Annotated in this window: 17 protein-coding genes; 10 read left to right on the top strand and 7 right to left on the bottom strand. The window is 61.6% G+C overall.

Annotation, left to right across the window (positions count from 1 at the left end):
- Positions 1-297 precede the first annotated feature (297 nt).
- The 3 genes from feoA (at position 298) to JL05_RS05695 (ending at position 3148) form a co-directional block, all read left to right on the top strand.
- The gene (gene feoA, locus JL05_RS05705; RefSeq protein ID WP_004930752.1) at positions 298-522 is read left to right on the top strand and encodes a ferrous iron transporter A; all 225 of its coding nucleotides are present in this window, start codon (positions 298-300) and stop codon (positions 520-522) included.
- A gap of 71 nt (positions 523-593) precedes the next feature.
- The gene (gene feoB, locus JL05_RS05700) at positions 594-2909 is read left to right on the top strand and encodes a Fe(2+) transporter permease subunit FeoB (RefSeq protein ID WP_033631906.1); all 2316 of its coding nucleotides are present in this window, start codon (positions 594-596) and stop codon (positions 2907-2909) included.
- A complete protein-coding gene (locus tag JL05_RS05695) occupies positions 2909-3148 on the top strand; it encodes a FeoC-like transcriptional regulator (RefSeq protein WP_033631905.1) in 240 nt (79 codons plus the stop codon). Before feoB ends, JL05_RS05695 begins: the two co-directional genes overlap by 1 nt.
- 44 nt (positions 3149-3192) lie before the next feature.
- Here JL05_RS05695 and JL05_RS05690 read toward each other — a convergent pair whose 3' ends face one another.
- Positions 3193-3477, bottom strand: a complete 285-nt coding sequence (locus tag JL05_RS05690) for a YdgH/BhsA/McbA-like domain containing protein (RefSeq protein ID WP_004930765.1) — start codon at positions 3475-3477, stop codon at positions 3193-3195.
- 270 nt (positions 3478-3747) lie between these two features.
- Positions 3748-4518 (bottom strand): pimeloyl-ACP methyl ester esterase BioH, encoded by a 771-nt coding sequence (bioH, locus tag JL05_RS05685; RefSeq protein ID WP_033631904.1) that lies wholly within the window; start codon positions 4516-4518, stop codon positions 3748-3750.
- A gap of 40 nt (positions 4519-4558) precedes the next feature.
- Between bioH and gntX the strand changes: the two genes are divergently transcribed.
- Positions 4559-5242: a DNA utilization protein GntX gene (gntX, locus tag JL05_RS05680; protein ID WP_033631903.1), complete on the top strand. Its 684-nt coding sequence runs from the start codon at positions 4559-4561 to the stop codon at positions 5240-5242.
- Between the two features lie 58 nt (positions 5243-5300).
- A complete protein-coding gene (gene nfuA, locus JL05_RS05675) occupies positions 5301-5876 on the top strand; it encodes a Fe-S biogenesis protein NfuA (protein WP_033631902.1) in 576 nt (191 codons plus the stop codon).
- A gap of 69 nt (positions 5877-5945) precedes the next feature.
- On the opposite strand, the gene malQ is transcribed toward nfuA, so the two are convergent.
- Both malQ and malP read right to left on the bottom strand, forming a co-directional pair.
- Entirely contained in the window at positions 5946-8036 is a 2091-nt protein-coding gene (gene malQ / locus JL05_RS05670; RefSeq protein ID WP_033631901.1) for a 4-alpha-glucanotransferase, read from the bottom strand.
- Positions 8037-8045: 9 nt separating this feature from the next.
- Positions 8046-10451: a maltodextrin phosphorylase gene (malP, locus tag JL05_RS05665; protein WP_033631900.1), complete on the bottom strand. Its 2406-nt coding sequence runs from the start codon at positions 10449-10451 to the stop codon at positions 8046-8048.
- A gap of 460 nt (positions 10452-10911) precedes the next feature.
- Here malP and malT point away from each other — a divergent pair, with 460 nt between their 5' ends.
- From malT to glpD, 5 genes are all read left to right on the top strand, one after another.
- Entirely contained in the window at positions 10912-13626 is a 2715-nt protein-coding gene (gene malT / locus JL05_RS05660; protein ID WP_033631899.1) for an HTH-type transcriptional regulator MalT, read from the top strand.
- A gap of 82 nt (positions 13627-13708) precedes the next feature.
- Positions 13709-14035 carry a thiosulfate sulfurtransferase GlpE gene (glpE, locus tag JL05_RS05655; RefSeq protein WP_004930790.1) on the top strand — a complete coding sequence of 109 codons (327 nt, stop codon included), beginning with the start codon at positions 13709-13711 and terminating at the stop codon, positions 14033-14035.
- A 171-nt stretch (positions 14036-14206) separates the two neighbouring features.
- Complete coding sequence (gene glpG, locus JL05_RS05650; protein ID WP_015379321.1) at positions 14207-15043, top strand: rhomboid family intramembrane serine protease GlpG; 837 nt, start codon at positions 14207-14209, stop codon at positions 15041-15043.
- A gap of 51 nt (positions 15044-15094) precedes the next feature.
- Positions 15095-15853, top strand: coding sequence for a DeoR/GlpR family transcriptional regulator (locus tag JL05_RS05645; RefSeq protein ID WP_004930797.1), 759 nt, complete (start codon positions 15095-15097; stop codon positions 15851-15853).
- Between the two features lie 247 nt (positions 15854-16100).
- On the top strand, positions 16101-17609 hold the full coding sequence (gene glpD / locus JL05_RS05640) for a glycerol-3-phosphate dehydrogenase (protein WP_033631898.1): 1509 nt from the start codon (positions 16101-16103) through the stop codon (positions 17607-17609).
- A 59-nt stretch (positions 17610-17668) separates the two neighbouring features.
- On the opposite strand, the gene glgP is transcribed toward glpD, so the two are convergent.
- The 3 genes from glgP to glgC all read right to left on the bottom strand — a co-directional run bounded on the left by glgP (position 17669) and on the right by glgC (position 23100).
- On the bottom strand, positions 17669-20116 hold the full coding sequence (gene glgP / locus JL05_RS05635) for a glycogen phosphorylase (protein WP_033631896.1): 2448 nt from the start codon (positions 20114-20116) through the stop codon (positions 17669-17671).
- A gap of 141 nt (positions 20117-20257) precedes the next feature.
- On the bottom strand, positions 20258-21688 hold the full coding sequence (gene glgA / locus JL05_RS05630; RefSeq protein WP_004930807.1) for a glycogen synthase GlgA: 1431 nt from the start codon (positions 21686-21688) through the stop codon (positions 20258-20260).
- A gap of 134 nt (positions 21689-21822) precedes the next feature.
- The gene (gene glgC, locus JL05_RS05625) at positions 21823-23100 is read right to left on the bottom strand and encodes a glucose-1-phosphate adenylyltransferase (protein WP_004930810.1); all 1278 of its coding nucleotides are present in this window, start codon (positions 23098-23100) and stop codon (positions 21823-21825) included.
- Between the last annotated feature and the right edge of the window lie 11 nt (positions 23101-23111).

The following is a 23111-nucleotide window of genomic DNA, read 5'->3' as shown; positions in this document are numbered from 1 at the left end:
GAAAACTCGGCTACAAATACGCAACTGATTTAACTCGCCATTCTCATTTGTTCCCCATCGCAAGCGGTGGTAAAACGTCATTAATCAAGACGACACAACCAAAAACTGTCGACGCCATAATAATTGGTTACAATACCCCTATCTTTTGTATTGAATGCGATAATGATAATTACTATTATTTGCGCTCACTTTATTGCATGACCTTATGGATGAATACCGCCGACGGCGTGGCATTTTCGCCGGCAACGTCCAATTATCATCAGCCCGATGTTCATCGGCACCCGGAAGGTTAATCACATGCAGCTTCAACCTAAACACACATATAAGATTGTCGGCTTTTCCGGTGAAATTGCGCCGGCCTACCGCCAGAAACTGTTATCGCTCGGCATGCTGCCCGGCTCTTCGTTCGACGTGGTGCGCGTCGCGCCGTTGGGCGATCCGATAGAAATAAAAACTCGCCGCGTCAGCCTGGTGCTGCGCAGGAAGGATCTGGCGCTGCTGCAGCTCGACGGCCAGTCCTGAACCGGCGCGCCTCCATTTGCCGACGCGCCCTTGCGCCGGCGCGGCTCTCCTTGAAGACGACACGCAGAACTATGAAAAAACTCACCATCGGCTTAATCGGTAACCCGAACTCCGGCAAAACCACGCTGTTCAACCAGCTGACCGGCGCACGCCAACGGGTCGGCAACTGGGCGGGCGTGACGGTCGAACGCAAAGAAGGCCATTTCACTACCCCGCAGTCCGACGTGCGGCTGGTCGATTTGCCCGGCACCTACTCCCTGACCACCATTTCAGAGCAAACCTCGCTCGATGAGCAGATCGCCTGCCACTACATTTTGAGCGGCGACGCCGATCTGCTAATCAACGTGGTCGACGCCTCCAACCTGGAGCGCAATCTCTACCTGACGCTGCAGCTGCTGGAGCTGGGCATTCCCTGCATCGTGGCGCTGAACATGCTCGACATCGCCAAAAGCCAGCATATCGATATCGACGTCGCCGCGCTGTCGGCGCGCCTCGGCTGCCCGGTAGTGCCGATGATCTCCACCCGCGCCGACGGTATCGGCGTGCTGAAACAGATGATCGACAATCATCGCATCAACGAACAGCAGGCGCTGGTGAACTACCCGCCGTTGCTGCTGAAAGCGGTCGCCACGCTGAGCGACGCCATGCCGCAAACGCTGCCGGCGGTGCAACGCCGCTGGCTGGCATTGCAGATGCTGGAAGGCGACATCTACAGCCACCGGCTGGCCGGTCCCGCCGTCGCGCTGTTGCCTGCGGCCATTCAGGCGTTGCAACAGCAGCAGCAAGAAGACCCGGCGCTGGTGATCGCCGACGCGCGCTACCAGTCTATCGCCACCCTGAGCGACGCGGTCAGCAACTCGCAGCAGGCGATGCCCAACCGCCTGACCGACATGCTGGATAAAGTGATCCTCAACCGCTGGCTGGGCGTACCGATCTTCCTGTTGGTGATGTACCTGATGTTCCTGCTGGCGATCAACATCGGCGGCGCGCTGCAGCCGATCTTCGATATCGGCTCGGCGGCGATCTTCATTCAGGGCATTCAGTGGCTCGGCTACACCCTGCACTTCCCCGACTGGCTGACCGTTTTCCTGGCGCAGGGCGTCGGCGGCGGCATCAACACCGTGCTGCCGCTGGTGCCGCAGATCGGCATGATGTACCTGTTCCTGTCGTTCCTGGAAGACTCCGGCTACATGGCGCGTGCGGCGTTCGTGATGGATCGCCTGATGCAGGCACTCGGGCTGCCGGGCAAATCCTTTGTGCCGCTGATCGTCGGTTTCGGCTGCAACGTGCCGTCCATCATGGGCGCCCGTACGCTGGACGCCCAACGCGAGCGCCTGATCACCATCATGATGGCGCCGTTCATGTCCTGCGGTGCCCGGCTGGCGATCTTCGCGGTGTTCGCCGCCGCCTTCTTTGGCCAGGACGGCGCAGGGGTGGTGTTCTCGTTGTACATGCTCGGCATCGCGGTAGCGATCCTCACCGGCCTGGTACTCAAATACACCCTCATGCGCGGCGAAGCCTCGCCGTTCGTGATGGAGCTGCCGGTTTACCACGTGCCGCACCTGAAAAGCCTGCTGCTGCAAACCTGGCAGCGGTTGAAAGGGTTCGTGTTGCGCGCCGGTAAGGTGATCGTGGTGGCCAGCATATTCATCGGCGGCCTGAACAGCTTCTCGTTCAGCGGCAAAACGGTCGACAACATCAACGACTCCGCGCTGGCCACGGTTTCCAAGGTGCTGACGCCGTTGCTGCAGCCGATGGGCGTCCACCGCGATAACTGGCAGGCCACCGTCGGCCTGGTGACCGGCGCGATGGCGAAAGAAGTGGTGGTCGGCACGCTGAATACGCTGTATACCGCCGAGCACATCAACAAAGAGGCGTTCGACGCCGCCAACTTCAACCTGCTCGATGAGCTGGGCGGCGCGCTGCAGGAAACCTGGGACGGCCTGAAAAACACCTTCAGCCTGAGCGTGCTGTCCAACCCGATCGAAGCCAGCAAGGGCGACGGCGAGATGGGCGTCGGCTCGATGGGCGTGATGAGCAGCAAATTCGGCTCCGGCATCTCCGCCTACAGCTATCTGATCTTCGTGCTGCTGTATGTGCCCTGCGTCTCGGTGATGGGCGCCATCGCCCGCGAATCAAGCCGCGGCTGGATGACATTCTCCATCCTGTGGGGGCTGAATGTGGCCTACTCGCTGGCGACGCTGTTCTACCAAGCGGCGACCTTCAACCAACACCCGCAGTACAGCCTGACGGCGATCCTGGCGGTGGTGCTGGTGAATCTGCTGGTGCTGTTCGGCCTGCGCCGGGCGCGCAGCCGCGTCACGGTTCGCCTGGGCAACGCCACGCCGGCGGCCTGTTGTCAGGGCGCCAAAGGGAGCTGTCACTGATGGCCGGGCTGCTGCAGTTGCGCGATGCGCTGGCGCTGCGCGGCAGCGCCCAGGCGCAGCAGCTCAGCCAATCGCTGGCGACGCCGCTGCCACTGGTGCAGGCGATGCTGGATCGTTTGACGGCGATGGGGAAAGTGGAGCGCATCGAACAGGATGACGGCGCCTGTTTGAGCGGCGGCTGCAAAAGCTGCCCGCAGAGCCAGGGGTGCAGCACGGTGTTCTATCGACTGAAAGCCTGAAGATAAGGGGCGCCAATGACGGGCGCCCCATTACCGTTCAAGGCTTATTGTTTGTCTTTGTAAACTTCGGCGATGGCGCTGAATTTACCGTGTTCGCGGCCTGCCAGGATCACGTAGTATTGACCGCCCTTTTCGTCAGCCAGTTTGGACAGCTCTTCCTTGGCGTCCATCGGTGACGTGGTTTCCGCCGTCGTGGTGACGGTGCCGATCTTCTCGTATTTACCCGGGTTCTTATCCAGATCTTCCTTGGTCAGCAGGGTTGCCGCCATGGAGCCGAAAGACACCGAACCCAGCACTGCCGCTGCAATAATCATCTTCAATGATTTCATGACACTAACCTCTCAATGGATAATTTATCTGTTATGAAAGCCGTCAAAAATCCATGCGTAGTACCGCAGGCTGCCGCGACATCCTCAGGCCTCGTTGCTTTCCCTGACGGGGCCCGTTTCCCAGAGACGAAACGCCAAAATGAAAAGCGCCGCACGCGGTCTTTTCATTTTCCAGCCAACGCATTGACTCACTAAGTATTGAACAGCTTTGTCTTTTATCCACCCGGCAGCGTTTTTTTTCGCGCTCTATCGTGCGTTTTCCCGCTGCATTCAATGTGCTGCAATAAACGCTTCGATCATCGTCACAAATTCATCGGGATGAGAGATAAACGGCGCATGGGCGGCTTTGGCCACGATCTGCGACGCAGAATTCGGCCAGGCGGCATCGAGCAGCTCGGCGACCTTGCGCGGCACTAACCCGTCCAGATAACCGTAGATCCGCAGCAGCGGCAAATTCAACTCCGCCAGCGGCGCGCGCAGATCGGCGGTGCGCAGGATCTCCAGCCCGCCGTTCAACACCTCGACGCTCGGCGTCGGCTGGTTAAGCACCACCGCTTTCAGCTGGCGCGCATCCTGACGCGCGCTCTCGGTACCCAGCGTTTGCAGCGCCAGAAAGCGCTCGACGGTGCGCTGGAAATCCAGGCTCAGCTGATGCTGGAAACCGCTCAGCACGTCCGGGCGGATCCCCGGCCACGCATCACGAGCGGCAAAACATGGCGAGGAGGCCACGGTGATAAGCCCCTTGACCCGCCCGGGCTGCATCAGCGCCGCCTGGCTGGCCACCAGCCCGCCGAGCGACCAGCCAAGCCACCAGGCCTGCGGCGGGGCGGCCGCCAGCACGATATCCGTCATCTGCTCCAGCGACAGGGCGCCGACCCCCTGGCTGCGGCCGTATCCCGGCAGATCGACCAGATGCAGGCGAAAATGCGGCGTCAGTCGCGCCTGGATGCAACTCCATACTTCGGCGTTCAATCCCCAGCCGTGCAGCAGCACAAGATCGCGTTCGCCTTCGCCTATTGTTTGCCAGTACAGCGCTGTCATTGGTTACTGTCCTTTCATGCTTATCCGTGTCGGAGGCCCTATGCTATCAATCCGCAGCCGCTGTTGGCTATGCCGACAGCCGTTGCGCCTGGTGCGTCATGGCATCTGCAGTTGCTGCCTGCGCCATCTGCCGGTCAACCCTCCGTGTTGCCCGCGCTGCGGATTGCCCGCCGGCGAGACGCAAATGCCCTGCGGCCGCTGCCTGCAACGGCCGCCGCCCTGGCAGCGGCTGGTGTTCGTCGGCGACTACGTTGCTCCGCTCAGCCAACTGGTAAAAAGGTTCAAGTTCCACCGCGCGCCCGAGCTGGCGCCGACGCTGGCGCGCCTGATGCTGCTGCGGTGGCAGCAGGCGCGAAGAGAGCAGTATCTGAACAGACCCGACCTGATTTTAGCGGTACCCTTGCATGCATCACGCTGCTGGCGCCGTGGCTATAATCAGAGCGATCTGCTGGCCCGGCCGCTGGCGCGCTGGCTGGGCTGCGCCTATCGGCCCGCCGCCTTGCGCCGGGTGCGCAAAACCGCCCTGCAACAGCGGCTGAGCGCCTCTGCCCGCAGACGCAATCTGCAGCGCGCGTTCGCCTGTACCGTGCCGGTCGCCGGCCGGCATATCGCCCTGGTGGATGACGTGGTGACCACCGGCAGCACCGTCGCGGCGATCGCGGCGCTGCTGCGGCGGCAAGGCGCCGCTTCGGTGCAGATATGGTGCGTTTGCCGCACGTTGTAGTGCCACGGCAATGGGCGTATTATAACCGACTATAGAAGTCAACTATTGAGCTAATGCTATGATCCGTATAACAGATGCTGCACAGGAACACTTTGCCAAACTGCTGGCAAATCAAGAAGAAGGCACCCAAATCCGCGTATTCGTGATCAACCCGGGCACGCCGACGGCCGAATGTGGTGTCTCTTATTGCCCGCCGGACGCGGTAGAAGCGACGGATACCGAACTGAAGTTCGACAAACTGTCCGCCTATGTCGATGAGCTGAGCGCGCCGTATCTGGAAGACGCCGAAATCGACTTCGTGACCGACCAGCTGGGTTCTCAGCTGACGCTGAAGGCGCCGAACGCCAAGATGCGCAAGGTCGATGACAACGCGCCGCTGATGGAGCGCGTGGAATACGTGCTGCAGTCGCAGATCAACCCGCAGCTGGCGGGCCACGGCGGCCGCGTAACGCTGATGGAGATCACCGACGACAACATGGCTATTCTGCAGTTCGGCGGCGGTTGCAACGGCTGTTCGATGGTGGACGTCACGCTGAAAGAAGGCATCGAGAAAGAGCTGCTGCAGAAATTCCCGGAGCTGAAGGGCGTGCGTGATTTGACCGAGCACCAGCGCGGCGAGCACTCCTACTATTGATACCCGGCGTTCGCGCCACGGTAGATAACATAATGCCGGAAGGGGGAACCCGTTCCGGCATTGTCGTTTTCAGCCCACCGACACCTTGCGGCGCCGCTTGTCCAAATCCTTCAGTAAGCGGTTTATGTGCGGGTCGGCAAACATCTCCTCCAGCGTCTGGGTCAGCTTGCGCCGCCAGTTAGGGTATTGATCGCTGGTGCCGGGAATATTGACCGGATCGGCCATATCCAGCCAGTCTTCCGGCTGCAGGCCGAGCAAGGCGCTGGCGCTGTCGGCGACATAGCGCTGCAGGCCGCGGTTGAGCAGCGGGCTCATGCCGAGCAGCGCCGCCTTCTTGCCCACCTTCTGCGGCACGCAGCCATAGCGATGCAATCCGTCCAGCAACCCCTGTTTGGCGCGTTCCCGATCGGCGAACAGCGCCCGCAGGATCTCCGCATCCGGATAAAGGCCCAGCCGATTGCCGAGCGTCAGATCGTCGCTTTGCCAGTAGCCGCGCAGCGTCGGCAGATCGTGGGTGGTGATGGTCGCCATCGCCTGCACCGGGTAGGCCTGCGGCGCACGGAAATGGTGCTCGCCGTCGCTTTCGAAATAGAGCACTTTGTAGGAGTAGACGCCGCTGTCGCGCAGCTTGCCGACGATCTCCACCGGCACCGTGCCGAGATCCTCGCCGATCACCATGCAACGGTGGCGCTGGCTTTCCAACGCCAGCACCGCCAGCAGATCGTCCACCGGGTATTTGACATAGGCGCCGCGACCGGCGGTTTCGCCATACGGGATCCACCACAGCCGCAGCAGCGCCATGACGTGATCGATGCGCAGCGCGCCGCAGCTGGTCATGTTGGCGCGCAAAAGATCGATGAACGGCTGATACCCGCGCGCCGCCATCACGTGCGGATCCATCGGCGGCAGGCCCCAGTTTTGCCCCAGCGGCCCCAGAATATCCGGCGGCGCCCCGACCGACGCTTTCAGGCAGTACAGCTCACGGTCACACCAGGTTTCCGCCCCGCCTTCCGCCACCCCGACCGCCAGATCGCGATACAGGCCAATCGGCATCTGCTGCTGCCTGCTCTGGTCAAAACACTGCGCGAACTGGGTGGCCGCCAGCCATTGCAGCCACAGGTAAAAGCGGACCGCGTCCTGATGTTCGGCGCAAAACTGCCGCACCGCGTCGCTCTGCCCCTGCCGATAGCGCTCGGGCCAGGCCGGCCAGCCCCACTGGCTGGCGTCTTTGGCCGCCAGATGGGCATGCAGCGCATCAAACGCCGCCTGCTGATACAGGCTGTCGCCCCCCTCAGCCACGAACTGCTCGAACGCCTGACGCTGCGCGTCGTTCGGCTGGCGCGCCTGAAACAGCGGGAACGCCAGCTTCAGCGCCGCCAGCTTCAGCTGCATCACGGCGGTGTAGTCCACCCACTCCGCGGCGCGCGCCTTGGCCAGCTGCTTCTGCGTCGCCGGCTTCTGCCACCAGCGCTGCGCCGCGTCGCTGCGCTGGAAATCCTCCACCGCATTGACGTCGATATACGCCAGATTCAGCCAGCGGCGCGACGAGGGGCTGTAGGGGCTGGCGCTCTCCGGGTTGGCCGGATACAGCGCATGGATCGGATTGAGGCCGACGAAGGCACCGCCGCGCTCACCCACCTCTTCCACCATCAGGCGCAGATCGCCGAAATCGCCGATGCCCCAGTTGCGATCGGAACGCAGCGTATACAGCTGAACGCAGGCCCCCCACAGCTTCTTGCCGGTCAGCAAGGCGTCCGGCTCGAAGCAGCGTCTCGGCGCGACGATCACTCGGCATGACCACTGCTGCTCGCCCTGGCTCAGCGTCAATTGGTGGTACCCCATCGGCAGATCGCCGGGCAGCGTCAGGGTCTTGCGCGCGCCGACGCGCCCCTGCAGGCATTCGCCGTCTTCACGCTGCAGCGCCCACAGGTACTCGCCTTCACCCGCCGGGGTCAACGCCAGCGGCGCGCCCTGATAGAACACCTTGACCGCCGGTAACGGTGATGCCGCGCCTTCCTGCGCGCCATCGGCCCGATTCATGGCCGCCAACAGCTTGCGCTTGGTCTCCGGTTCAATCGCCTGCCGCTTGCCGTGGGCATTGATAAAATCGGCAGCGATCCCCGCCTGCGCTGCCGCCTGATCGATACGCTTGCGATCCATTCGCTCTCCTTAACGTTTGGCTTGCCAGATACGCTGCTGATAATCGCGGATCGAGCGATCCGAGCTGAACATGCCGACGCGCGCGGTGTTAAGGATAGTCCGCCGCGTCCATTCGTCCCGATCGCGATACAGCTCGTCGACCCGGCGCTGCGCCTGGCAGTACGAGGCAAAGTCCGCCAGCACCAGGTAGGGATCGCCGCCTTCCAGCAGGCTGTGCAGCATCATGTCGAACGCGTGCTTGTCGCCGTGGCTGAAGGCACCGCTCGCCAGCTCGTCCAGAATCGTCTTCAGGTGCTTGTCTTTCTTGCGGTAGCTGAGCGGATCGTAACCCTTCGCCACTATCGCCTTCACCTGCTCCACGGTATTGCCGAAGATAAAGATATTGTCTTCGCCCACCTGCTCGGCGATTTCGACGTTGGCGCCGTCCAGCGTGCCGACCGTCAGCGCGCCGTTCAACGCCAGCTTCATGTTGCCGGTGCCGGAAGCCTCTTTGCCGGCGGTGGAGATCTGTTCGGAGATATCCGCCGCCGGGATCATCAATTCGGCTACCGACACACGGTAGTCAGGGATGAACGCCACTTTCAGGCGATCCTTCACCAGCGGATCGTTGTTGATCTTCTCGGCCGCCTGGTTAATGGCGTAGATGATGTTCTTCGCCAGGTAGTAACCCGGCGCCGCCTTGGCGCCGAACAGGAACACGCGCGGCACGATGTCCAGGTTCGGGTTGTCGCGCAGCTGGCGATACAGCGACAGGATGTGCAGCAGGTTCAGGTGCTGGCGTTTGTACTCGTGCAGGCGTTTGATCTGCACGTCGAAGATCGCGTCCGGGTCGAGCGTCAACCCCATCACGCCGTGCACGTACTGGGCCAGCGCCACCTTGTTGTCGCGTTTGATCTGCTGATAACGTTGGCGGAACGCCGCGTCGTCAGCGAATTTCTCCAGCCCGCGCAGCGCGTCGAGATCGTTCGCCCACTCCACCTTCAGCGTCTCATCGATCAGGCCCGACAGCGCCGGGTTGCACTGTTTCAGCCAGCGGCGCGGCGTGATGCCGTTGGTGACGTTATGGAATTTATTCGGCCACAGCTGGTGGTATTCCGGGAACAGATCTTTCACCACCAGATCCGAATGCAGCTGCGCCACGCCGTTGACCGCAAAGCCGCTGACCACGCACAGGTTGGCCATGCGCACCTGCTTGTTGTGGTGCACCGCCAGCTTGGCCCACATCGCCTCGTCGCCCGGCCAGTGCTTATCCACCAATTTTTTAAACCTGGCGTTGATTTGTTTGATGATGGAGAAATGGCGCGGCAGCAGGCTGCGCACCAATTTTTCATCCCAGCATTCCAGCGCTTCCGGCATCAGGGTGTGGTTGGTATAGGCGAAGGTGTTGCTGGTGATCGCCCAGGCCGCCTCCCACTCCAGCTGGTGCTCGTCCAGCAGAATGCGCAGCATTTCCGGAATGGCGATGGTCGGGTGGGTGTCGTTCAGCTGGATCACTTCGTACTTCGGCAGCTCTTCAATCTTGCGGCCGGCCTGATGGTGCTTGCGCAAAATGTCCGCCACCGAGCAGGCGCACTGGAAATACTGCTGCATCAGGCGCAGGCGCTTGCCGGCCTGATGGTTGTCGTTCGGGTAAAGCACCTTGGTCAGCTTGTCGGCTTCTACGCCCTGCTTCTCCGCCTGTAGGAACTTGCCGTCGTTGAAATCGCTCAGGTTGAACGGATGCTGATGAGTCGCCTGCCACAGACGCAGCGGCTGCGCCACGCCGTTGCGATACCCCAGCACCGGCAAATCCCAGGCTTCGCCGCGCAGGGTGAAGGCCGGGCGCCACAGTTCGCGGCCGTCGGCCTGCTTTTCCAGCTTGCCGCCGATGCCCACGTCCACCGCCAGCGCGGCGTTGTGACGGAACCACGGATAGCTCTCGCGTTGCCAGTTATCCGGCGCCTCTTGCTGTTGCCCATCGCGGAACGACTGACGGAACAGCCCGTACTGGTAATTCAGCCCATAGCCGGTGGCCGGTTGTTCCACCGTCGCCATCGAGTCGAGGAAACAGGCCGCCAACCGCCCCAATCCGCCGTTGCCCAGCGCCGGATCGGTTTCCTGCTCCAGCAGATCCGCCAGCTTGACGTTCTGCTCGGCCAGCGCCTGCTCGACGGTGTCGTACCAGCCCAGGTTGATCAGGTTGTTCGCCGTCAGCCGGCCGATCAGAAACTCCATCGAGATGTAGTTCACGTGGCGCAGCGGTTTGGCGCTTTTGCGCGGCGCCGGCTGCGCGGCCAACTGCTCGGCCAGCGCCGCACTGACGGCTTCCCACCATTGATGTTGCGTCATCTGCTGTGCGGAACTGAGGCCGAACCGTTGCCATTGACGGGCGAGCGCCGCCAGAAAAGCATCCTTCTTGAGCGTAGGCTGTGACATAAGGGAAACTCTCTATCCAGTAAGTGGGTCAAATTGCCGCTATCGTGCCGGTGAGAAAGCCTGACGGCATCATCCCGCCTGGGGATTAGCTGGGGAGGAGGATTGGGGCGTAGCTGGAATTGTGATCTCAGGCACTGTTTGACTCCCTTGCAACGATGCAAAAAAGCCCGCCAACGCGTGCGGCGAGCACTGAGAACGTTAACCCTGACGTTAGCACAAGTATTCGCGCTGCTGAAGTTTTGTCCATGGCCGGAAATGCGATCCGCCACCGCATCGCCGCACGCCGGCGCCAAACGTAAAAAAGTGTGATCGATAGCAACTTAACTCCAAGCCGATGCGGAAGCTTGTTGCAATACGTTTAGGGTTGGCAGAAGTTAGGGGGAGCTATTAATTACGAACCATAAAATAATTAGCGCCACTCCAATCCCGGCGGGAACCGCGATTTATACCCTGGAATACTATGCTGATCCCATCAAAACTGAGCCGCCCGGTACGGCTGCAAAATACCGTGATCCGCGATCGCCTGCTGGCCAAACTGGCCAGCGCGGGCAACTATCGTCTGACACTGGTCAATTGCCCGGCGGGATACGGGAAAACCACGCTGATCGCCCAATGGGCGGCCGGCAAGGCCGATCTGGGCTGGTATTCCCTGGATGAGAGCGACAACCAGCCGGAGCGCTTCGCCAGCTACCTGATCGCCGCCCTGCAGCAGGCCAGCGGCGGCCGCTGCGTCAAGAGCGAGGCGCTGAGCCAGAAACACCAGTACGCCAGCCTGTCGGCGCTGTTCGCCCAACTGTTTATCGAGCTGGCCGACTGGCATCAGCCGCTGTACCTGGTGATCGACGACTACCACCTGATCACCAACGACGCCATCCATGAAGCCATGCGCTTTTTCCTGCGCCATCAGCCGGAAAACCTGACGCTGATCCTGCTCTCGCGCACTCTGCCGCCGCTCGGCATCGCCAACCTGCGGGTGCGCGATCAGCTGCTGGAAATGGGCACGCAGCAGCTGGCGTTCACCCATCAGGAAGCCAAACAGTTCTTCGATTGCCGCCTGGCGGCGCCGATGGAACAGCAGGACAGCAGCCGCCTGTGCGACGAAGTCGAAGGCTGGGCCACCGCGCTGCAGCTGATCGCGCTGTCGGCTCGCCAATCCGCCTCATCGGCTCAGCTGTCGGCCAAGCGGCTGGCGGGGCTGAACGCCAGTCACCTGTCCGACTATCTGGTGGACGAAGTGCTGGATCACGTTGATGCCGATGCGCGCGCCTTCCTGCTGCGCTGTTCGGTGTTGCGCTCGATGAACGACGCGCTGATCGTGCGGCTGACCGGCGAAGACAACGGCCAGCAACGGCTGGAGGAGCTGGAGCGCCAGGGGCTGTTTATCCACCGCATGGACGACACCGGCGAATGGTTCAACTTCCATCCGCTGTTCGCCTCTTTCCTACGCCAGCGCTGCCAGTGGGAACTGGCGCTGGAACTACCGGGATTGCACCGCGCCGCCGCCGAGGGCTGGCTGGCGCTGGGGTATCCGGCGGAGGCCATTCACCACGCGCTGGCGGCCAGCGACGTCAGCATGCTGCGCGATATCCTGCTGCAACACGCCTGGTCGCTGTTCCACCACAGCGAACTGGCCCTGCTGGAGGAATGCCTCAACGCGCTGCCGTATGAGCGCCTGATCCAAAACCCCAAGCTGGCGCTGCTGCAGGCCTGGCTGGCGCAGAGCCAGCACCGCTACAGTGAGGTCAACACCCTGCTGGAGCGCGCCGAGCGCACCATGCGCGAGCAGAAAATCGAAATAGACCAAACGCTGCACGCCGAGTTCGACGCCTTGCGCGCCCAGGTGGCGATCAACGCCGGTAAACCGGAAGAGGCCGAACGGCTGGCGACCGAAGCGTTGAAATTCCTGCCGCTGTCCAGCTACTACAGCCGCATCGTCGCCACCTCGGTGACCGGCGAAGTGCACCACTGCAAGGGCGAACTGGCGCGCGCGCTGCCGATGATGCAGCAAACCGAGCAGATGGCGCGACGCCATCAGGCCAACCATTATGCGCTCTGGGCGCTGCTGCAGCAGAGCGAAATCCTTATCGCCCAAGGCTTCCTGCAGGCCGCTTACGAAACCCAGGACAAGGCGTTCGAACTGATCCGCGAGCAGCACCTGGAACAGCTGCCGATGCACGAGTTCCTGCTGCGCATCCGCGCCCAGATCCTGTGGTCGTGGTCGCGGCTGGACGAGGCGGAAGACGCGGCGCGCAGCGGGCTGAAAATCCTGGCTAACTACCAACCGCAACAGCAGTTGCAGTGCATCGCCATGCTGGCCAAATGCTCGCTGGCGCGCGGCGATCTGGACAACGCCAACACCCATCTGCAGCGCTGCGAAACCCTGCTGCACGGCGCGCACTATCATCGCGACTGGCTGACCAACACCGACAAATCGCGGGTGATCCACTGGCAGATGACCGGCGACACCGCCGCCGCCGCCCAGTGGCTGCGTCATACCGAAAAACCCGGCATGGCGGACAACCATTTCACGCAGGGCCAATGGCGCAACATCGCGCGGGTGCAGATCCTGCTCGGCCAGTATGAAGAGGCCGGCGTGGTGCTGGATGAACTGAACGAAAACGCTCGCCGCTTGCGACTGGTGAGCGATCTCAACCGCAATCTGCTGCTCAGCAACCAGCTTTACTGGCTGCAAGAGCGCAAAGGCGAAGCGCAGCAGGCGTTGATCGAAGCGCTGTCGCTGGCCAACCGCACCGGTTTTATCAGCCACTTCGTCATCGAGGGCGAAGCGATGGCGCAGCAGTTGCGCCAGCTGATCCAGCTCAACACGCTGCCGGAGCTGGAACAGCATCGCGCCCAGCGTATCTTGCGCGACATCAACCAGCATCATCGGCACAAGTTCGCGCATTTTGACGAGAACTTCGTCGATAAGCTGCTGACCCACCCGCAGGTGCCGGAACTGATCCGCACCAGCCCGCTGACCCAACGCGAATGGCAGGTGCTGGGGCTGATCTATTCCGGTTACAGCAACGACCAGATCGCCGGCGAGTTGGACGTGGCGGCCACCACCATCAAGACGCACATCCGCAATCTGTACCAGAAACTGGGCGTGGCCCATCGCCAGGAGGCGGTGCAGCAGGCGCAGCAACTGCTGAAAATGATGGGCTACGGCGCGTAAAAACCCTGATATCCCTCTGGTCTTAAACGCCGCAGAGTTGGTTACAATAGCGGCGTCCCCCTATTACGAGGCAGTCAGCAGTATGGAACAGTTCGAAGCGATCAACGTTGAGCAGGCGTACACCCGCTGGAAAGAGGGCAGCGCCGCCCTGGTCGACATCCGCGATCCGCAAAGTTTTGAAGCCGGGCATACGCCGGGCGCTTTTCACCTCACCAACGCCACCCTGTCGGCCTTTATGCAGCAAAACGACTTCGAGCGGCCGGTGATGGTGATGTGCTACCACGGCAACAGCAGCCGCAGCGCGGCGCAGTACCTGCTGCACCAGGGGTTCGACGCGGTCTACAGCATCGACGGCGGCTTCGAAGCCTGGGCCCGCCAGTATCCGCAAGACGTGGAAACCTCTGCCTGATCCCCGCCGCCCGCCCTGCATCGGCGGGCTTCCCTTTCGTTTTTGTGCGCGTTTTCGCGGGTTTTTCGCAGATCCGTTTGCCAGCGCTCAGGATTTCGACGTTATAATCGGCCGTCAGGGTCGCCGGCGAGCAAGTCGCGGCCAAAATCATTCACTTACGACGGAAGAGCAATGGTTAGAGTAATCGCCATATCCAACCCGCGCCTGGCGCTGGCCTTTGTCGACTATATGGCGACCCAGGGCATCCGGCTTGAGCTGCGCAACAGCGGCGAGGCGGCGGAAATCTGGCTGGCCGACGACGGTCACCTCGAGCAGGTGCAACACGAGCTGCAGCAGTTTCTGGCCGATCCGCTCAACCGCCGTTATCAGGCCGCCAGCTGGCAGACCGGCCATACCGACGCCGGCCTGCATTATCAGAGCGAATCCTACCTGCACACCCTGCGCAGCAAGGCCGGGCCGCTGACGCTCGGCGTGATGGTGCTGTGCATCGCGGTCTATATTCTGATGCAGGCGCTGGGCGACGATACCGTGATGTACTGGCTCTCCTGGCCGCAGGACAGCAGCCAATACACGCAGCTGTGGCGCTGGGTCAGCCATGCGTTCCTGCATTTCTCCCTGCTGCATATCCTGTTTAACCTGATGTGGTGGTGGTATCTCGGCGGCCAGATGGAAAAACGCCTCGGCGCCGGCAAGCTGTTCGTGCTGGCGGTGGTGTCGGCGTTCTTCAGCGGCTGGGCGCAATCGTTGTTCAGCGGCGCGCTGTTCGGCGGGCTGTCTGGCGTGGTTTATGCGCTGATGGGCTATGTGTGGCTGTCGGGCGAACGGGCGCCGGAGCGCGGCTTGATGCTGCCGCGAGGCCTGATGGTGTTCTCGGTGCTGTGGCTGGTGGCCGGATATTTCGATATTTTAGGAATGTCGATCGCCAACGCGGCACACATAGCCGGTTTAGTGTTAGGGTTATTGATGGCATTTTGGGATACGCGTCATCGCGCACACAACGAACAATAACAGCCGGGAGCTATGCCCCAATGGGCATAGCGGGCGTTTTAGGGGATTATCGTGAAGCAAACACAGCGTCATGACGCAATTATCGAGCTGGTGCGCCTGCAGGGTTACGTCAGCACGGAAGAGCTGGTCGAACATTTTGACGTCAGCCCGCAAACGATTCGCCGCGATTTGAATGACCTGGCCGACCAGAACAAGATCCAGCGTCACCACGGCGGCGCGGCGCTGCCTTCCAGCTCGGTCAACGCTGCCTATAACGATCGCAAGGTGATGTGGTCGGAAGAGAAGGCCCGCATCGCGCAGCGCGTCGCCAGCCAGATCCCGGACGGCGCCACGCTGTTCATCGATATCGGCACCACGCCGGAGGCGGTGGCCCATGCGCTGATGAACCACAAGAACCTGCGTGTGGTCACCAACAACCTTAACGTCGCCACCCTGCTGACCGCCAAAGAAGACTTCCGCCTGATCCTGGCCGGCGGCGAAGTGCGCACCCGCGACGGCGGCATCATGGGCGAAGCCACGCTGGACTTCATCTCCCAATTCCGTCTCGATTACGGCATTCTCGGCATCAGCGGCATCGATATGGACGGCTCGCTGCTCGAATTCGACTATCACGAAGTGCGCACCAAACGCGCGATTATCGAAAATTCCCGCTGCGTGATGCTGGTGACCGACCATTCCAAATTCGGCCGCAACGCCATGGTCAACCTGGGCAACATGAACCTGATCGACTACCTGTTTACCGACCAGCTGCCGCCGCCGAGCGTGATGAAAATCATCGAACAGTACGACGTGCAGCTGGAGCTGTGCTGATCCGGCCTTAACCTGCGGGGCGCGCCGCCGCCCCGTTTCATCCCTTCAGGCACCCCTCATCGACAGCCGTTTGCGCGCCCACGCCATATCCATACCATTTGTGTGACTATCATCACCAAACTGTTACCTCTATCACGCCTAAATGTTTTTGTTTGGTTAACTCTTGGCTTGCTTGTTGGTTTTTGATTACAATCATGAGCGAAAACGAACATGAAAGAGCTATTTCGAACATCTGGAGGAAGATGACGTGGAAACCAAAGACTTGATCGTTATCGGTGGCGGCATCAACGGTGCCGGCATCGCGGCGGATGCTGCCGGGCGCGGGCTGTCGGTACTGCTACTGGAAGCGCAAGACTTGGCCTGTGCTACGTCTTCCGCCAGTTCCAAACTGATCCACGGTGGCCTGCGCTACCTGGAACACTACGAATTCCGTCTGGTGAGCGAAGCGCTGGCCGAGCGTGAAGTGCTGCTGAAACTGGCGCCGCACATCGCGTTCCCGATGCGTTTCCGCCTGCCGCACCAGCCGCACCTGCGTCCGGCCTGGATGATCCGTATCGGCCTGTTCCTGTACGATCACCTGGGTAAACGCACCAGCCTGCCGGGCAGCAAGGGTTTGCGCTTTGGACCAGAGTCGGTGCTTAAGCCTGAACTGAAGCGCGGTTTCGAATATTCTGACTGCTGGGTTGATGATGCTCGCCTGGTGGTGCTGAACGCGCAGGAAGTGGAAAAACGCGGCGGCGAAGTGCGCACCCGCACCAAAGTGACCCGCGCATGGCGTGAAAACGGCCTGTGGATGGTGGAAGCGGTCGATATCGACAGCGGCAAAACCTTCACCTGGCGCGCCAAAGGCCTGGTGAACGCCACCGGCCCGTGGGTGAAAAACTTCTTCGACGACGGCCTGAAGCTGAAATCGCCTTACGGCATCCGCCTGATCAAAGGCAGCCACATCGTGGTGCCGCGCGTGCACGATCAGCCGCAGTCTTACATTCTGCAGAACGAAGACCACCGCATCGTGTTCGTGATCCCGTGGAATGACGAGTTCTCCATCATCGGCACCACCGACGTGGAGTACAAAGGCGATCCGAAAGACGTGAAGATCGACGAGAACGAAATCGCTTATCTGCTGAAAGTGTACAACGACCACTTCAAGAAGCAGCTGGGCCGCGACGACATCGTCTGGACTTACTCCGGCGTGCGTCCGCTGTGCGACGACGAATCCGATTCACCGCAGGCGATCACCCGCGATTACACGCTGGACGTGCACGATGAGCAGGGCAAAGCGCCGCTGCTGTCGGTGTTCGGCGGCAAGCTGACCACCTACCGCAAGCTGGCCGAACATGCGATGGAAAAACTGGCCCACTACTACCCAGGCTGCGGCCCGGCGTGGACCAAAAACGCCACGCTGCCGGGCGGTGACATCGACGGCGACCGCGACGGTTACGCGGCCAAACTGCGCCGTGCGCACGGCTGGCTGCCGGAAGCCCTGGCGCGCCGTTATGCCCGCACCTACGGCAGCCAGAGCGAGCTGATCCTGGCCGGCGCCAACGGCCTCGCCGATCTGGGCGAAGATTTCGGCCACGGTCTGTATGAAGCCGAGCTGCGCTACCTGACCGAGAAAGAGTGGGTCGTAGAGCTGGACGACGCCATCTGGCGCCGCACCAAGCTGGGCATGTGGCTGGACGAAGCGCAGCAGGCGCGAGTAGAAGCCTGGCTGGCGGAACACGCGAAAACGAAAGCGCTGTCTCTGGCTTCCTGAGCTGCAGCGTAACGAAAAAGGGCCGGTTATCCGGCCCTTTGCTTTTTTCCTCTCTCGCTTTACAGCTTCACCGGCTTAATGTGCCAAATTTCATCCGCGTATTCCTGAATGGTGCGATCGGATGAGAAGTAGCCCATATTGGCAATATTCAGCACCGCGCGCCGCGTCCACTCGTCCTGATTGAGATAGACCTCGTCCACCTTGTCCTGCGTGTCCACATAGCTGCGGTAATCCGCCAACAGCTGATAGTGATCGCCGAGGTTGACCAGCGAGTCGAACAAATTGCCATAGCGTTTCGGCTCTTCCGGGCTGAACACCCCGGTGGCGATCTGCGTCAGCGCCTGATGCAGCTCCGGATCCTGCTCATAGTACTGGCGCGGGTTGTAACCGTTGCGGCGCAGTTCCTCAACCTGCTCGGCGGTATTGCCGAAGATAAAGATATTCTCCTCCCCCACGTGCTCGCGCATCTCGACGTTGGCGCCGTCCAGCGTGCCGATGGTCAGCGCGCCGTTCAGCGCGAACTTCATGTTGCTGGTGCCCGAGGCCTCGGTGCCCGCCAGCGAGATCTGTTCCGACAGATCCGCCGCCGGGATAATGATCTGCGCCAGGCTGACGCCGTAGTTCGGGATGAACACCACCTTCAGTTGGGTATGCACGCGCGGATCGTTGTTGATCACTTTGGCCACGTCGTTGATCAGACGGATGATCTGCTTGGCGGCATAGTAGGCTGAGGCCGCCTTGCCGGCGAAGATCACCACCCGCGGCACGCGCTCGATGTCAGGGTCAGCCAGCAAACGGTTATACAGCGTGATGACGTGCAGCACGTTGAGCAGCTGCCGTTTGTACTCGTGGATGCGCTTGATTTGCACATCGAACAACGCATCCGGGTTGACCACCACGTTGAGCGTTTTGGCGATGTACAGCGCCAGCCGCTCCTTGTTCTGCCGTTTGGCGCGCTGCACCGCCTGCAGGAAGCTCGGGTAATCGACGTTGGCTTGGATCTCGCTCAGCTGGCTGAGATCGGTGCGCCAGGTTTGACCGATGCAGTCGTCCAGCACCGCCGCCAGCGGCGGATTGGCCAGCGCCAACCAACGGCGCGGCGTCACCCCGTTGGTTTTGTTGCAGAAACGGGTCGGGAATAGCCGGGCGAAGTCGGCGAACAGCGACTGCACCATCAGTTCGGAATGCAGGGCGGAAACGCCGTTGACCTTGTGGCTGGCCACCACCGCCAGCCACGCCATGCGCACCCGGCGGCCGTTGGTTTCGTCGATGATCGAGACCCGCGCCAGCAGATCATTGTCGTCCGGCGCCACTTCCTGCACCATCTTGAGGAAGTGATCGTTGATTTCGAAAATCAGCTGCAGATGGCGCGGCAAGATGCGGCCAATCATATCCAGCGGCCAGGTCTCCAGCGCCTCGCTCATCAACGTGTGGTTGGTGTAAGAGAACACCTGCTCCACCACTTCCCAGGCGTCGAGCCACTTGAATTTATGCTCGTCGATCAGCCGGTGCATCAGCTCCGGAATCGACAATACCGGGTGGGTGTCGTTGAGGTGAATGGCGATCTTGTCCGCCAGGTTGTCGAAGGTTTTGTGCATCAGCCAATGGCGGTTGAGAATATCCTGCACCGTGGCCGACACCAGGAAATACTCCTGCCGCAGCCGCAGCTCGCGCCCGGACGAGGTCGAATCGTCCGGATAGAGCACGCGCGACACGTTCTCCGAGTGGTTTTTGTCTTCCACCGCCGCGAAGTAATCGCCCTGGTTGAACTTGCCGAGGTTGATCTCATTACTGGCCTGCGCGCCCCACAACCGCAGCGTGTTGGTGGCGTCGGTGTCAAAACCGGGGATCACCTGATCGTAGGCGATGGCCACGACCTCTTCGGTCTCCAGCCAGCGCGCCTTGGCCCCTTCCTGCTGCACGCGGCCGCCGAAGCGCACCTTGTAGCGGGTGTTATGGCGCGGAAACTCCCACGGATTGCCGTACTCCAGCCAGTAGTCCGGCGACTCCATCTGTTGGCCGTTGACGATGTTCTGCTTGAACATGCCGTATTCATAACGAATGCCGTAGCCGCGCCCCGGCAGCGCCAGCGTCGCCAGCGAGTCGAGGAAACAGGCCGCCAGCCGGCCCAGGCCGCCGTTGCCGAGCCCGGGGTCGTTTTCTTCCTCCAGCAGCTCCGCCAGGTTCAGCCCCATCTCATTCAGCGCGTTGTCGATATCCTGATAGATGCCCATCGACAGCAGCGCGTTTGACAGGGTGCGGCCGATCAGGAACTCCATCGACAGGTAATACACCTGCCGCACGTCTTGAGACAGCTGGGCGCGGTTGGAACGCAGCCAGCGCTCCACCATGCGATCGCGTACCGCGAACAGCACGGCGTTCAGCCAATCGTGCCGGTTGGCGATGGCCGGATCCTTGCCGACGATAAACATCAGCTTATAGGCGATGGAGTGTTTCAGCGCTTCCACACTGACCGTAGGTGAGGTGTAACTAAACGGTGAAGTCATGGCTTTTTAATCCCTTGTGGGGAGCCCCGCCATTCGCCGCGGAATAGCGGGCTCCGCTGAACATGGACGCGGCACGCCGCGCCCCGACAATCTACCCTTACGGCTGCCCGCCGCGCGTCAACCCGAAACGCGAAACGCGGGCTACAAGCGTTGATAAAGCGATAAATACTCTTTCGCCGCCACCGGCCAGCCGAAGTCCACGCTCATGGCGTGGCGCTGAACGTGGCGCCAGTGTTTCGGCCGGCTCCACAGCACCATGGCGCGGCGGATGGCGTTGCCCAGCGCGACGGCGTCGCAATCGTCGAACACGAATCCGCTGGCAGTGCCGTCGGCCAGGTTCTCCAGCGCGCAGTCCACCACCGTGTCCGCCAGCCCGCCGGTACGGCGCACCAGCGGCAGCGTGCCGTACTTCAGACCGTAGAGCTGAGTCAGGCCGCAGGGCTCGAAGCGGCTCGGCACCAGAATGACGTCGGCGCCGCCGATGATGCGGTGGGAGAAGGATTCGTGATAACCGATCTGCACGCCGACCTGTTCAGGGTAGTCGGCGGCGGCGGCCAGAAACGCCTGTTGCAGCACCGCATCGCCAGCGCCCAGCAGCGCCAGCTGCCCGCCCTGCGCCAACAGTTCAGGCAACGCCTGCAGCACCAGATCGAGGCCTTTCTGGCTGGTCAATCGGCTCACTACCGCGAACACCGGCAGTGATTCGTCCACCTTCAGCCCCATGGCCTTTTGCAGATGCAGCTTGTTTTTGACCTTGCTTTTCAGATCGTCGGCGTCATAGCGGGCGCTCAGCCGCGGGTCGTGGGCCGGATCCCAAATCTTGTCGTCCACCCCGTTGAGGATGCCGCTCAGCCTGCCCTGCCGCTGCCGCTCCTGCAGCAGCCCCTCCATGCCGTAGCCGAACTCCGGCCGGGTGATCTCACGCGCATAGGTCGGGCTGACGGCGGTCACGTGGTCGGCATAAAACAGCCCGGCCTTGAGGAACGACATCTGGCCGTAGAACTCCAGGCCATAGACGTTATAGAACGACGCCGGCAGCCACAGCTCGGTCACGTGATGGGCGGAGAACAGCCCTTGATAGGCCAGGTTATGCACCGTGAACACCGAACGCGCCGGGTGGCCGTTGGCGGCCAGATAGGCGCAGCTAAGACCGGCGTGCCAGTCGTGGGCATGCACCAGCTGCGGGCGCCAGTAGCGATCCAGCCCCTTGGCCAGCTCGCAGGCCATCCAGCCCAGCAGCGCAAAGCGGCGGTGGTTGTCGGGGTAGGCGTACATGGACTGATCGTGGTACGGGCTGCCCGGCCGGTCATACAGCCAGGGCGCATCGATGAGATAGATGCCCACGCCATGGTAGGTGCCGTAACGCAGGCCTACCCGGCCGGCGAACGAGTCGATTTCCGCCACCAGCACGGTGTCGGGTATGCCGTTGCGTACGTCAGGGAAAGCGGGCAATAGCACCCGAACATCGGCGCCTTCGGCGATTTGCGCCGCCGGCAGCGCGCCAACCACGTCTGCGAGTCCGCCCGTTTTCAGCAGGGGGAACATTTCAGAACATACGTGTAAGACCTGCATTATCACTCCTGAAAGTCGGCCGAAGGCCTCTGGATAAGAAATAAAGCAGGCTTGCCGCTGTTATGTGTGCCGCGTTGCGCAAGCCATCGAACCGTTCATCGGGCGGCAGGCTATCGTTCTGCCCCCACGTTAACTCACAATTTTGACAACATTTCGCGCGTCACCAGCACGATGCCGCCTTCCGAGCGATAGAAACGCTTGCTGTCCTCATCGGCGTTTTCCCCGATCACCATGCCCTCCGGAATGTGGCAGGCGCGGTCGATGATGCAGCGCCGCAGGCGGCAGGAACGGCCGACGTTCACGTCCGGCAACAATACGGTAGAGTCGATGGTGCAGAACGAGTTCACTCGCACGCGCGGGAACAGCACCGAATGCACCACCACCGATCCGGACACGATGCAACCGCCGGACACCAGCGAGTTCATGGTCATGCCGTGGCTGCCGGAGCGATCCTGCACGAACTTGGCCGGCGGCAGCGGTTCCATGTGGGTGCGGATCGGCCAGGCGCGGTCGTACATGTCCAGCTCCGGCGTCACCGACGCCAGATCGAGATTGGCGCGCCAGTAGGCGTCCAGCGTGCCCACGTCGCGCCAGTACGGCGGCAGATCGGGGTTGGACGTCACGCAGGACAAGGTAAACGGATGCGCCCACGCCGCCTGCTGCGCGGTGATTTTCGGGATCAGATCCTTGCCGAAATCGTGGCTGGAGCCGGGGGTCGACATATCCTCTTCCAGCAGCTGGAATAGATAGGCGGCATTAAAAATATAGATGCCCATGCTGGCCAGCGACATATCCGGATTGCCCGGCATCGCCGGCGGATCGGCGGGCTTTTCCAGAAACTCGATGATGCGGTCGCTTTCATCCACCTTCATCACGCCGAATTCGCCGGCTTCGCTGCGCGGCACCGGCAGGCAGGCCACGGTGCACTGAGCGCCCTTCTCGACGTGATCGATCAGCATGCGCGAATAATCCATCTTGTAGATGTGATCGCCCGCCAGGATCACCACGTATTCGGCCTCGTAGCGGCGGATGATATCCAGGTTCTGGTACACCGCGTCGGCGGTGCCCTTGTACCAATGCTCAGTGCTGAGACGCTGCTGGGCCGGCAGCAGATCGACGAACTCGTTCATCTCCTCGTTGAGGAACGACCAGCCGCGCTGAATGTGCTGCACCAGCGTGTGCGACTGGTATTGGGTGATCACGCCGATGCGGCGGATGCCGGAGTTCAGGCAGTTCGACAAGGCGAAATCGATGATGCGGAATTTGCCGCCAAAGTGGACGGCGGGCTTGGCGCGGGTGGAGGTCAAATCTTTCAAACGTGAGCCGCGGCCGCCGGCCAGGATCAGCGCTACGGATTTAATCGGCAACTGGCGCGCCAACATCAGGGGGTCTTTATTTTCAAACCTAACCATAGCGGACTCCT

The sequence above is a fragment of the Serratia nematodiphila DZ0503SBS1 genome, from assembly GCF_000738675.1.
GTDB lineage: Bacteria > Pseudomonadota > Gammaproteobacteria > Enterobacterales > Enterobacteriaceae > Serratia > Serratia nematodiphila.
This window is presented reverse-complemented; position numbering and strand designations above follow the sequence as displayed.